We start from the raw sequence: 12,492 nt of genomic DNA, 5'->3' as shown, positions 1-12,492 counted from the left end.
TGCGTCCGGTGTCCGCCCGGCGGCTGTCACTCCGAAGGCATCGACAGCACGGTGACCAGCCGCACCGGCCGCCCGCCTGCGACGTACCGGTGCTCGGCCTCGCCGGAGAAACGCACCGCCTCACCCGTCCGCAGCGGCACCGACCACTGCCCGACCTCCAGCGTCACCTGCCCGGACACCACATAGGTGAACTCGTCGGACCCGCGGCCGTGCGGGGCGCTCTCGTGGGAGTGCCGGGCGGCCACGGTGGCCTCGTAGAACTCCACACGACGCCGGTCCGGGCTGGAGAACAGGGTGCGGGTACCGGCCTCCACCACATGGGCCGGCAGCACCTGCGGCTCGTAGAGCGGGGTCCGGATCAGCTCGGCGAGATCCAGGCCGAGGGCGGCGCCGACCGCCAGGAGCACCTCAAGGGTGGGGTTGGCGACCCCCCGCTCCAGCTGCGACAGCAGGGCCTTGCTGACACCCGCGCGGTCGGCGAGGTCGCGAAGACTCAGTTCCTGGGCGTGCCGGGCGTATCGCAGGTTCGCGGCAATCGCCGAGCGCAGCCGCTCCGTTGCGTCGTTCATCCCCGGGTAACCCTACATGGCCCCGGGCACGGCCCTGCCCCGGCCGACGGACACCTCCGCGGGACCGTGGCGGCGGATCCCGACGCCGTGCACCGCGGAGTGCTTCCCGGGCGGGCGCCGCGCAGGTGCGGTCCCCGGCCGCCGCGCTCGGGGCCGGTCACGGCCGAGTCCCGCTGCGCGCGCCGTACCGCGGGCGGACGCGCGGCCGCTCCCGAGCGGCGGCGGGTCGTCACGCCTGGCGTGCGGGCCGGCCGGCCCGTCCGGGCGCCGGGCTCCTTGCCCCCTTCAATGACCACCGCGCACGATGCCGGTGGCCGGCCCGAGGAGACAGGCGCGGCCGGCTCGTCGGAGATCCGCTTCCGCCGGGCCGAACCTCAAATGTTGCTCTGAAGGCGGCCGGAGGGGATTCGGGGCGGGCCGGCGGGGTCATGTACGACGCGGGCGCCGGGGGGCGCGGAGGGGGACGGTCATGCGGAGACTGGGGACGGGCATCGGCTGGCGGCCGGAGATCGCGGACGCGGTGGAGCGCATGCCCGGGATCGAGTGGGTGGAGGTGGTGGCGGAGAACGTCTGTCCGGGCCATCTCCCCGAGCCGCTGCGGCGGTTGCGGGAGCGTGGGGTGACCGTGGTGCCGCACGGGGTCTCCCTCGGACTCGGCGGCGCCGAGCGGCCCGACGCCGGGCGGCTCGCGGCGCTCGCCGAGCGCGTGGAGGCGCTCGGGTCGCCGCTGGTCACCGAGCACATCGCGTTCGTGCGGGCGGGCGGCGCGCTCACCGCCTCGCCACGGCTGGAGGCGGGTCATCTGCTGCCCGTGCCGCGTACCCGGGACGCGCTGGACGTGCTGTGCGAGAACGTGCGCATCGCTCAGGACGCGCTGCCGGTGCCGCTCGCCGTGGAGAACATCGCCGCGTTGTTCTCCTGGCCGGGTGAGGAGCTGACCGAGGGGCAGTTCCTGTACGAGCTGGCCGAGCGGACCGGCGTACGGCTTCTCGTCGACGTGGCCAACCTGCACACCAACCACGTCAACCGCGGGGAGGAGCCGGTCCGGGCGCTGGGCGAGCTGCCGCTGGAGGCGATCGCCTACGTCCATGTCGCGGGGGGTGTCGAGCGGGGCGGCGTGTGGCACGACAGCCACGCGCACCCCGTGCCGGACGCGGTGCTCGGCATCCTGGCCGACCTCGCCGCGCGGGTGGCCCCGCCCGGGGTTCTGCTGGAGCGCGACGAGAACTTCCCCGAACCGGGCGAGCTTGAGCGGGAGTTGGCGCAGATCAGGAAGGTGGTGGAGGGCGGGGGCCGGGTGGACGCGGCCGCGCGGCCCGGTCCGTCGGTGCGCGCGCAGGACGCACAGGACGTGAAGGTCACTCAGGACGCGCAGGACGCGCGGGACGCGGATGCCGGGGAGGCACGGCAGCGGCTCGGGGTCGCGCAGGCCGCCGTCCTGTCCTCGCTGGTGGCCGGGACCCCGTTGCCCGAGGGGTTCGACCGGGTGCGGATGGGGGTTCAGGCGCGGGCGCTCGCCTCGAAGCGGGCCGATGTGGTGGCGAAGGTGGCGCCGGAGCTGCCGGTGATGCTGGGGGCGTCGTACCGGGAGGCGTTCGAGGAGTACGCGCGGGAGCGGCCGATGCGCGGGGGGTACCGGTGGGACGCGCTGGACTTCGCGGGGTTCCTGCTGGAGGGGAAGCGGGCCGGGGTGCCGCGGCGGGAGCTGCGGGAGTGGTGGCTGGACCGGTCGGGACCGGCACCGAGGGGGCGGGTGGCGCGGGCGGCGCGGAGGGTGCTGTCGCGGCGGGCCTGAGCCACGGACCGAGGGGGCAGGACCGCCCGCGGCCAGGGCGCCCCGTGAAGTGAGGGGCGGTGCCGGGACACGGCTCCGCCGCGTGGCCGTGACCGGCCACGACGCTCCCGCGCCCGGCGACGGACACCGAACCGGAAAGGTCCGCTCCGTATGTGAAAAAACCTGGCGCCCACCCGCACCCCTGACATACAAAGCACCTCATGCTCTGGCTCCTCCTCCTGCTCCCGGCCTGGGTGTTCGCCGGTACGGCCTGCACCCGGCTCTGCCTGGCGGCGGTCCGTGCCGCGGCCACGGACACGGTCACGGACCGCGGAGCGGTGGGCGCAGAACGCGATCTGACGCTGTACGAGGCGGCGTTCCTGTCCGGAGGACCCACCCGCGTCGCCGACGTCACCCTCGTCTCCATGGCCCGCCAGCGGCGCCTGCTCCTCGCCCACACCGGCTGGGCCACCGTCGTCGACCCGCACGGCAGGGACGACATCGAGCGGTCCGTCATAGGAGCGATCGGTCCCGAGGGCCAGTCGAGGATCGCGCCGGTGCGCACCCGCGCCGCCCGCACCGACGCCGTACGACACCTCGCCGACCGCCTCGTGCGGACCGGCCTCGCCGTCCCCGACGCCGCGGGCCTCACCATCGGCGCGGCGGTACGCCAGGTGCGGGCCGCCGCACTCGCCGTGGCGGTCCTCGCCGTCGCCGCGCTGCTGCTGCCCGCGCAGGCCGACACCTCGCGGCTCATGGTCGGCCTGTGGTTCCTCCTGCCGTTCATACTGTCGCTGAGCTGCCTGGCCATCGCGCGGTTCGAGGTGCACCCGTACTCGCCCTGGGCCTCCCCCGCCGGGCAGCGGCTCCTGGGCGCGCTGCTGCGGCAGCGCGACGGCGTGGAGAGGCCGTTCCTCGTCTCCGTCGCGCTGCGCGGCATCCGCGCCATCGGCGAGCCGGAGCTGCGTGCCGCCTTCGCCCACCGCGACGCGCCACACCGGGGGTAGGGGGCGCATCGGGGCACGGCCGGCCGACACCGGCCGGGCGGTGCTTGCCTTCCCCGGCGGCGGAACGAAACATCCCTGGTGTTCACCGCAGGACCGAAGGGATGCTGGATGAAAGCCGTCGCCCTCTGCTCGGCCGCCGCTTCCTTGCTGCTGACCACCCTGGCCACCGCCCCGGCCGGGGGTACCGCGCAGGACCTCTCCGGGGTCGCCGAGCTGCGCGGCACCGTCGTGGCCGCCCTCAGAGCCGGCGCGCGCGGAATCCACTACGGCGCCTGCGACCCGGCGGACGTGCCGCCCGTCCCGCACTCCCCCGCCGGCCTGCGCTGCGGCACCGTCTCCGTCCCGCTCGACTACGCCCGCCCCGACGGCGAGCAGATCCGGCTGACCGTCAGCCGCACCCCCGCCACCGGCGAGGACGGCAAGCGCGCGGTCCCCCGGCAGGGCGCCCTCGTCTACAACCCGGGCGGCCCCGGCGCCTCCGGCATGTACTTCGCGCTGGCCGGCACGCTGCCCGTCTGGCGGCACATCGCCGCCGCCTACGACCTCGTCGGCTACGCCCCGCGCGGCGTCGGCCGCTCCGCGCCGCTGTCCTGCGCGGACCCGAAACAGTTCGGCAAGGGCCCCACCCAGGCGCCGACGCACCCCTCCGCCTCGTACAAGCGGCGGCGCGTCGCCGAGGCGAAGGCGTACGCCCGCGGCTGCGCCCGGCGCTCGGGACCCGGGCTGCGTTTCTTCAACTCCCTGAACAACGCGCGGGACCTGGAGGTCCTGCGGGCCGCGCTGGGGGAGGACCGGCTGACGTTCATGGGCGCGTCGTACGGCACCTACTACGGCTCCCTGTACGCGGCGATGTTCCCCTCCCATGTGCGCCGGATGGTGCTGGACGCGGCGGTGGACCCGGACCCGGCGAAGATCTGGTACCGCGGCAACCTCGACCAGTCGGTCGCGTTCGAGAGGCGCTGGGCGGACGTGCGGGACTGGATCGCGCGGCACGACGACGTCTACCGGCTCGGCGACACGCCGAAGAAGGTGCAGGCGGCCTACGCCACGGCGGCCGCGCGGCTCGCCCGGAAGCCGGCGGGCGGGAAGGTCGGGCCGGGCCAGTTGCAGAACGCGTTCCTGACGGCCGGGTACTACGACGACTACTGGCCGAGCCGGGCCGCCGCCCTCTCCGCGTATCTGCACGGCGACCCGAAGCCGCTGGTCGAGTTGGCCGCGCCGCGCGCCGGGTCGGCCGCGGCGGCGGAGAACGGCGACGCGGTGTACACGGCCGTCGAGTGCAACGACGCGCCCTGGCCCACGGACTGGGCGGTGTGGGACCGGGACAACACCCGGCTGGCCCGCGTCGCGCCCTTCGAGACCTGGGACAACGCGTGGATGAACCTGCCGTGCGCGTACTGGCCCGCGCCGCGGCAGCGGCCGCCGGACGTGCGCACCGGCCCCGGCGCGCTGCCACCGGTGCTGATCCTGGCGGCCGAACGGGACGCGGCGGCGCCGTACTCGGGGGCCCTGGAGATGAACCGGCGGCTGGCCGGCTCCCTGCTGGTGACCGAGCGGGGCGCGGGCACGCACGGCATCGGGGGCGGCCCCAACGACTGCGTCAACGGCTACCTGAACGACTACCTGCTCGGGGGCCGCCTCCCGGCGCGGAACGCGTCGTGCGCGCCCCGCGCCGAACCCGAGCCCGGCCGGGGCCGGGCGGCGGGCTGAGCCTTACGCCAGCCCGGCCACCAGGTCGGCCACGTCCTTGCGGCGGCCCGTGAAGAACGGGATCTCCTCGCGGACGTGCATGCGGGCCTCGGAGCCGCGCAGGTGGCGCATGAGGTCGACGATGCGGGCCAGCTCGTTCGCCTCGAAGGCGAGGATCCACTCGTAGTCGCCCAGCGAGAACGAGGCGACGGTGTTGGCGCGCACGTCCGGGAAACCGCGGGCCATCTTGCCGTGGTCGGCGAGCATGCGGCGGCGGTCCTCGTCGGGCAGCAGGTACCAGTCGTACGAGCGCACGAAGGGATAGACGCTGACGTAGTCGCGCGGCGTCTCGTCGGCGAGGAACGCCGGGATGTGCGAGCGGTTGAACTCGGCGGGGCGGTGCAGCGCCATGTTGGACCACACCGGCTCCAGCGCGCGGCCCAGCTTCGTGCGGCGGAAGAGGTTGTACGCGTCCTGGAGCTGGTCGCTGGTCTCGGCGTGCCACCAGATCATCAGGTCCGCGTCGGCCCGCATGCCGGACAGGTCGTACGTGCCGCGGATCGTCACGTCCTTCGCGGCGAGCTGGTCGAACAGCTCCTGCACCTCGTCGGCGTAGCCCGCGCGGTCGGCCGGCAGCACGTCCTTCAGCTTGAAGACCGACCACAGGGTGTAGCGGATGACCTCGTTCAGGTCCTTGGCCAGCTTGCCCTTGTTGGGGACCCTGCCGGACTCGATGATGGGGGCGTCGTCACTCATGTTCCTATTCTCCTGCTCCGCCGTGAAGGCTCTGCACCGGGTGGGCGGTCAGCTCCTCGACCCCGCGCAGATCGCCGGACAACTGGTCGACGGCCGCGTTCGCGCTCGCGATGCACGCGGGGATGCCCACGCCGTCGTACTGCGCGCCGCAGACCGCGAGGCCCGGCAGCTTGGCGATGTGCTCGCGGACGCGGGCCACGCGCCCGTGGTGCCCGACCGGGTACTGGGGCAGCCCGTCGGTCCAGCGGGTGACCCGGGTCTCGACGGGCGCGGCCTCGATGCCGACTGCCTCGCGAAGATCGTGCCGGGAGACCTCGACCAGGTCGGCGTCGTCGCGGCCGAGGACCGCCGTCTCGCCGTACCGCCCCACCGAGGTGCGCAGCACCACCGTGTCCGGGTCCTCCTCGGCGATCCAGCCCCACTTCTGGGAGGCGAACGTCGAGGCCTTGATGGTGCGTCCGTCGACGGGCGGCACCAGGAAGCCGCTGCCCTCGGGCAGGGACAGGTCGGCACGCCGGTAGGCGAGGGTGATCAGGGCCATCGACGCGTACTCGACGGCGGCCAGTTCGGCGGCGGCCGCCGGGGACTCGGGGCGCAGCAGCCGCGCGGCGGCCGGGGCGGGTACGGCGACCACGACGGCGTCGGCGTGCAGCTGCTGTTCGCCCGCGGTGACGCGCCAGCCGCCGGCGGGGTCGCGGCGCAGCCCGGTGACGGGGGTGTTCGTGCGGATCTCGCCGCCGCGCGAGCGGACGGACTCGGCGACCGCGAGCGGCAGGGTGCCCACGCCGCCCTCGATGCCCATGAAGACGGGCCCGGTCTGCTGCGTGGCCGCGGCCCTGGCCTGGATCTCGCGGACGCCCTCGGTGAGGGAGGCGTGCGCGCGGGCGGCCTCGAAGAGCTGGGGGACGGCGGAGCGCATCGAGATGCGGTACGCGTCGCCCGCGTACACCCCTCCGAGCAGGGGTTCGACCAGGCGGTCGACGACCTCGCGGCCGAGCCGGGCCGCCACGTACTCGCCCACCGCCACGTCGTCGCCGACCTCGGTGCGGGGCAGCACGGCGTCCTGCTCGATGCGGGCCAGGCCGTCGTCGGACAGCACGCCGGCGAGCGCGGCGGCGGTGCCGGGCACGCCCATCACATGGCCCTTGGGCATGGGGCGCAGCGCGCCGCGGGTCCAGATCGCGGCGCTCGCGACGGCCGGGGGCTGGAGCCGGCCGGCGAGGCCGACCTCGCGGGCGAGGGCCACGGCCTCGGGGCGGCGGGCGAGCATCGACTCGGCGCCGAGGTCCACCCGGACGCCCGCGATCTCGCCGGGCAGCAGCTTGCCGCCGACCCGCTCGGACGCCTCCAGCACCGTCACCCGCGCGCCGCGCTCCAGCAGCCGGTGGGCGGCGGCCAGACCGGCGACGCCGGCTCCGATGACGACGACGTGTCCCGAACTCGTACCCGTTGCGCTCATGGTCTCCACTCTCTCAGACCCCGCTGAGAGTCCTGATAGGGCCGTAGGTCCCACGCCGCCCGGCCACCAGGACCCCGCCCCTGCGCCCTCGGACGGGCCCGGCCCCCGGGGCTCTCGGGCCCCATGCCCGCACCCCGCCGCCGAGACCCTCTAGCGTGTCCCCATGAGCATGCGTCAGGGGCGAGAGCGGCTGGTCGTGATCGGTGGGGATGCCGCGGGTATGTCGGCGGCGTCGCAGGCGCGGCGGCGGAAAGGGGCCGAGGAGCTGGAGATCGTGGCGTTCGAGCGCGGTCGCTTCACCTCGTTCTCGGCGTGCGGCATCCCCTACTGGGTGGGCGGCGCCGTCCCCGGGCGGGACGACCTGATCGCCCGCACCCCCGAGGAGCACCGCGCCCGGGGCATCGACCTGCGGCTGCGCACCGAGGTCACGGAGATCGACGTACCGGGGCAGCGGGTACGCGCGCGGGACGTCGGTTCCGGAGCCGAGTCGTGGACGTCGTACGACAAACTGGTGATCGCCACCGGGGCCCGCCCGGTCCGCCCGGAGCTGCCCGGCGCGGACGCCCCCGGGGTGCACGGGGTGCAGACCCTGGAGGACGGGCAGGCGCTCCTCGACACCCTGGCCCGCACCCAGGGGCGGCGCGCGGTGGTCGTCGGCGCCGGGTACATCGGCGTGGAGATGGCCGAGGCGCTGATCGACCGGGGTTTAGAGGTGACGGTCGTCAACCGCGGCCGGGAGCCCATGTCGACCCTGGACCCCGACATGGGCCGCCTGGTGCACCGGGCCATGGAGGGTCTGGGCATCACCATGGTGAACCGTGCCGAGGTCACCAAGATCCTCACCGGCGAGGACGGCCGGGTCCGCGCGGTGGCCACACAGCACGCCGAGTACCCGGCCGACGTGGTGGTCCTCGGCATCGGCGTCCGCCCGGAGACCGCCCTCGCACGCGCCGCCGGGCTGCCGCTCGGCGCCCATGGCGGGCTGCTCACCGACCTGGCCATGCGGGTGCGCGGCCACGAGAACATCTGGGCGGGCGGCGACTGCGTGGAGGTGCTCAACCTGGTCTCCGGGCAGGAGCAGTACGTCCCGCTGGGCACCCACGCCAACAAGCACGGCCAGGTCATCGGCGCCAACGCGGGCGGCGGCTACGCCACCTTCCCGGGCGTGGTCGGTACGGCGGTCAGCAAGGTCTGCGATCTGGAGATCGCCCGCACCGGACTGCGCGAGAAGGACGCGCGCCGGGTCGGCCTGGAGTTCGAGGCGGTGACCATCGAGTCGACCAGCCGGGCCGGTTACTACCCGGGGGCCTCTCCCATGACGGTCAAGATGCTCGCCGAGCGCCGCACCGGTCGGCTGCTGGGCGTGCAGATCGTGGGACGCGAGGGCGCGGCCAAGCGGGTGGACATCGCGGCGGTGGCGCTGACCGCGCGGCTGACGGTGGAGCAGATGACCGCCCTGGACCTCGGCTACGCGCCGCCGTTCTCGCCGGTGTGGGACCCGGTCCTGGTGGCCGCGCGCAAGGCGGCCCAGCGGGTGCGCGGGAACTGACCGGCGCGGGGACCACTCGATTGGCCGGGGTTTCGCCGGGCACTACTCCTGTGTGGTCATCCCCGTCCGCGACATCAATCCCGTGCGCCGCACGCCCTGGGTGACGTACGCCCTGATCATCGCGAACGTCCTCGTGTTCCTGTCGACGCCCGGCATGGCCGGTTCCCTGACCGGCGCGGGGAATCTGGCGCAGCTGTGCCATCTGGAGGCCTTCATGGACCGCTTCGCGGCGGTCCCGAGGGAGCTGATCCACCACCAGACGCCGCATCTGGTGCCGACGGGCGGGGTGGGCGTCGGCCCGCACGGGCCCGGCTGCGTGGTGGCGCCGCGCGCTTTCCACAAGTCGCCGCCGCTGTCGGTGTTCACGGCGATGTTCGTGCACGGCAGCTGGCTGCACCTGCTGGGCAACATGCTGTTCCTGCTGATCTTCGGCAACAACGTCGAGGACCGGATGGGCCACATCCGCTTCTTCGTCTTCTACGTCGTCTGCGGCTACGCGGCGGGGTACGGCTTCGCACTGCTCAACGCCGGTTCGGCGGACCCGCTGATCGGCGCGTCCGGGGCGATCGCCGGGGTGCTCGGCGCCTACATCGTGCTGTGGCCGAGGGCGCGGGTCTGGGTGCTGGTGCCGCTCCTGGTCTTCCTGCCACTGCGCCTGCCGGCCTGGCTGGTGCTGGGCTTCTGGTTCGCGCTCCAGGCCGTGTACTCGTCCGGGCAGGGGGTCTCCGACGCGGGAACGGTGGCGTACGCGGCCCACGTGATCGGCTTCCTCGTGGGCCTGCTCGTCGCCCTGCCGCTCAAGCCCGGCACACCGCCCCCGCCGGAGCCGCCCGGCCTGCTGTTCGGCAGGCGCGCGCGGCCCCGCTCCACGTGGTGAGCGTCAGCGGGCGCCGGCGGAGTGGACGTACTCCACGAGCCGGGTCAGCTCGTCCGGGTCGGTGTGGGGCATCACGCCGTGGCCGAGGTTGAAGACGTGCCCCTCCAGGCCCGCGGCGGCGTCCAGCACCTCCTGGGCCTTCGCCTCGACGGCGTCCTTGCCGGCGAACAGCACGGTCGGGTCCAGGTTGCCCTGGAGCGCCTTGCCGGGGCCGACGCGGCGGGCGGCCTCGTCCAGCGGAACGCGCCAGTCGACGCCGACGACGTCCGCGCCGGCCTCGCCCATCAGGCCCAGCAGCTCGCCGGTGCCCACACCGAAGTGGAGGCGCGGTACGCCGTAGCCCGCGACCGCGTCGAAGACCTTGGCCGAGGCGGGCAGCACCGAGCGCCGGTAGTCGGCGGGGGCGAGCGCGCCGGCCCAGGAGTCGAACAACTGCACCGCGGAGGCGCCGGCCTCGATCTGGACCTTCAGGAAGGCGGCCGTGATGTCGGCGAGGCGGTCGAGCAGGTCGGCCCACAGCTCGGGGTCGCCGTACATCATCGCCTTGGCGTTCTCGTACGTCCGCGACGGGCCGCCCTCGACCAGGTAGCTGGCCAGCGTGAAGGGAGCGCCGGCGAAGCCGATCAGCGGGGTGGGGCCCAGCTCGCGGGTGAGCATCCCGATGGCCTCGGTGACGTACGAGACGTCCTCGGGGGTGAGGTCGCGCAGCCGGGCCAGGTCGGCGCGGGTGCGGATCGGCCGCTCGACGACCGGGCCGACACCGGGCTTGATGTCGAGGTCGAGACCGATGGCCTTGAGCGGGACGACGATGTCGCTGTAGTAGATCGCCGCGTCCACGCCGTGCCGGCGCACCGGCTGGAGGGTGATCTCGGTGACCAGCTCGGGCCGCGTGCAGGACTCCAGCATCGGAATGCCCTCGCGCACCTTGCGGTACTCGGGCAGGGAGCGGCCGGCCTGGCGCATGAACCACACGGGCGTGTGCGGCACGGGTTCACGCCTGCACGCCTTGAGGAAGGCGCTGTCGTACGTCGCGGTCGGCTGCTTGCCCCGGGGGGCCTCGTTGGCGGTCACGGGGAAAGTCTCGCACGACCGCGTGGAGGGGCCGTGCACAGGCGGCGAGGAACCGCACGTCGCGGGGTGTCCTGCCTGCGCAGAGGCCCGGTTCCCCTTACTCTTCCCCGCATGGCTGCGGCTCACGGACACAGGTCGGATGGCGCTGACGGATTGGGCGACGTGAAGGACACCGAGGAGGCGGACCGGCACTCGGATGCCGCGGGTCCGCCGGCGTTCCGGACCGCGGTCGACGCGCTGCGCGCCTGCCGGCTGCGCCCGCAGGTGGAGGTGGAGCCGACCCCCGCACCGCAGCGGCTCGCGCCGTACGCGTACGCGCTGGAGGCGGTGGTGGTCGACGGCGAGCAGGAGCTGGCCGACGGGCGCCTGGTGCTGCTGCACGACCCGGCCGGGCACGACGCCTGGCGGGGCACGTTCCGGCTGGTGACGCTGGTGCGGGCGGAGCTGGAGCCGGAGATGGCGGCCGATCCGCTGCTGCCGGAGGTGTGCTGGTCCTGGCTGACCGGGGCGCTGGGGGCGCGCGGCCTCGGCTACGGCGAGCCGAGCGGCACCGTCACGCGCGCCGGTTCGCACTACTTCGGCGGGCTCGCGGACCGGCCGCCCGCCTCGCAGATCGAGATCCGTGCCTCCTGGACGCCGCGCGAGGGGCTCGGCGGGGTGCCGGACGCGGCCGCCCACCTGGCCTCCTGGTGCGATCTGCTGGCCCAGGTCGGGGGTCTGCCGCCGGCCGGTCCGGGCGACGCCTCGGTGGTGACGCTGCCGCAGCGCAGGGGCCCGCAGTCCCGGTGATGTGACGGCGTGTCACGGCCGCCGTCCCCCTCAAGGGCGCCTTATTGACCATCTCTTTGTCGATACGGCCACATTGTGCACTCGAATCGCATCCGCTCGGACCGATTCGATCTTCGGGTGATCGATCGCGTGTCCGAATTGTACGGATTGTTACTCACTAGATCGTGATCACTCTCTAAAGGCGGACAGGTTTGCTGCCGAAGACGACTGTGACCTTGAAAGCACGGTTCGTCCCGGCTTCTTCCCCACAAGCCGGCCCCGTCCCCCCACCCAGGAGGCCTGGTGTCCGTTCTCCTTGAGCAACCCGCAAGCCTGGTCGCCTACCGCCCGAACAAGCCGACCGCCATGGTGGTCGTGGCCGACCCGCGCGTGCGTTCCACCGTCACCCGCCACCTGTGGGCGCTCGGTGTGCGCGATGTGATCGAGGCCTCGTCCATCGCGGAGGCTCGTCCCCGCATCGGCAACCCCCGCGACATCTGCGTCGCCGACGTCCACCTGCCCGACGGCTCCGGCCTGACCCTGCTGTCCGAGACCCGCGCCGCGGGCTGGCCCAACGGGCTCGCCCTCTCCGCCGCCGACGACATCGGGGCGGTCCGCAACGCCCTGGCGGGCGGGGTCAAGGGCTACGTCGTCACCGGCACCCGCACCAACATCGGGCTCCCCACCCGCCCCGGTGCGGCCCCCCTCGGCGCCGCCGCCCGCATGCACCGCCGCCCCCCGGGTGCCCCGAGCCACCCGGGCGGCTACCGCGAACTGTCCGGACGCGAGGTCGAGGTGCTGCGACTGGTCGCGGAGGGCCAGTCGAACAAGGCGATCGGTGTGTCCATGGGCCTGTCCGCCCTCACCGTGAAGAGCCACCTCGCCCGCATCGCCCGCAAGCTGGGCACCGGCGACCGGGCCGGCATGGTCGCCGTGGCCCTGCGCACCGGGATCATCCACTGACCGTCTCCGC

General features: G+C 74.1%; 11 protein-coding genes. 7 read left to right on the top strand and 4 right to left on the bottom strand.

Annotated features, from left to right (window positions below):
- Positions 1-26: 26 nt before the first annotated feature.
- On the bottom strand, positions 27-569 hold the full coding sequence (locus ACWDD7_RS03100) for a helix-turn-helix domain-containing protein (protein WP_285552990.1): 543 nt from the start codon (positions 567-569) through the stop codon (positions 27-29).
- 469 nt (positions 570-1,038) lie between these two features.
- Between ACWDD7_RS03100 and ACWDD7_RS03095 the strand changes: the two genes are divergently transcribed.
- The 3 genes from ACWDD7_RS03095 to ACWDD7_RS03085 all read left to right on the top strand — a co-directional run bounded on the left by ACWDD7_RS03095 (position 1,039) and on the right by ACWDD7_RS03085 (position 5,060).
- Complete coding sequence (locus ACWDD7_RS03095; protein WP_450455969.1) at positions 1,039-2,364, top strand: DUF692 domain-containing protein; 1,326 nt, start codon at positions 1,039-1,041, stop codon at positions 2,362-2,364.
- A gap of 200 nt (positions 2,365-2,564) precedes the next feature.
- Complete coding sequence (locus ACWDD7_RS03090; RefSeq protein WP_450455967.1) at positions 2,565-3,350, top strand: TIGR04222 domain-containing membrane protein; 786 nt, start codon at positions 2,565-2,567, stop codon at positions 3,348-3,350.
- A 108-nt stretch (positions 3,351-3,458) separates the two neighbouring features.
- Positions 3,459-5,060, top strand: coding sequence for an alpha/beta hydrolase (locus ACWDD7_RS03085; protein ID WP_450455965.1), 1,602 nt, complete (start codon positions 3,459-3,461; stop codon positions 5,058-5,060).
- A 3-nt stretch (positions 5,061-5,063) separates the two neighbouring features.
- Here the strand turns inward: ACWDD7_RS03085 and hemQ are convergent, their stop codons facing one another.
- Complete coding sequence (hemQ, locus tag ACWDD7_RS03080) at positions 5,064-5,795, bottom strand: hydrogen peroxide-dependent heme synthase (protein WP_450455963.1); 732 nt, start codon at positions 5,793-5,795, stop codon at positions 5,064-5,066.
- A 4-nt stretch (positions 5,796-5,799) separates the two neighbouring features.
- Positions 5,800-7,254, bottom strand: coding sequence for a protoporphyrinogen oxidase (gene hemG / locus ACWDD7_RS03075; RefSeq protein ID WP_450455961.1), 1,455 nt, complete (start codon positions 7,252-7,254; stop codon positions 5,800-5,802).
- 163 nt (positions 7,255-7,417) lie between these two features.
- On the opposite strand from hemG, the gene ACWDD7_RS03070 reads away from it, so the two are divergent.
- Together ACWDD7_RS03070 and ACWDD7_RS03065 are read left to right on the top strand one after the other, a co-directional pair.
- Positions 7,418-8,803 carry an FAD-dependent oxidoreductase gene (locus tag ACWDD7_RS03070; protein WP_450455959.1) on the top strand — a complete coding sequence of 462 codons (1,386 nt, stop codon included), beginning with the start codon at positions 7,418-7,420 and terminating at the stop codon, positions 8,801-8,803.
- Positions 8,804-8,855: 52 nt separating this feature from the next.
- Entirely contained in the window at positions 8,856-9,680 is an 825-nt protein-coding gene (locus tag ACWDD7_RS03065) for a rhomboid family intramembrane serine protease (protein WP_351875441.1), read from the top strand.
- A 3-nt stretch (positions 9,681-9,683) separates the two neighbouring features.
- On the opposite strand, the gene hemE is transcribed toward ACWDD7_RS03065, so the two are convergent.
- Positions 9,684-10,751 (bottom strand): uroporphyrinogen decarboxylase, encoded by a 1,068-nt coding sequence (gene hemE, locus ACWDD7_RS03060; protein ID WP_351875444.1) that lies wholly within the window; start codon positions 10,749-10,751, stop codon positions 9,684-9,686.
- 111 nt (positions 10,752-10,862) lie between these two features.
- Between hemE and ACWDD7_RS03055 the strand changes: the two genes are divergently transcribed.
- Together ACWDD7_RS03055 and ACWDD7_RS03050 are read left to right on the top strand one after the other, a co-directional pair.
- Positions 10,863-11,540 (top strand): DUF3000 domain-containing protein, encoded by a 678-nt coding sequence (locus ACWDD7_RS03055; protein WP_351875446.1) that lies wholly within the window; start codon positions 10,863-10,865, stop codon positions 11,538-11,540.
- A 282-nt stretch (positions 11,541-11,822) separates the two neighbouring features.
- On the top strand, positions 11,823-12,482 hold the full coding sequence (locus tag ACWDD7_RS03050) for a response regulator transcription factor (protein WP_030777669.1): 660 nt from the start codon (positions 11,823-11,825) through the stop codon (positions 12,480-12,482).
- Positions 12,483-12,492 lie beyond the last annotated feature (10 nt).

The sequence above is a fragment of the Streptomyces sp. NPDC001056 genome, from assembly GCF_053598955.1.
This window is presented reverse-complemented; position numbering and strand designations above follow the sequence as displayed.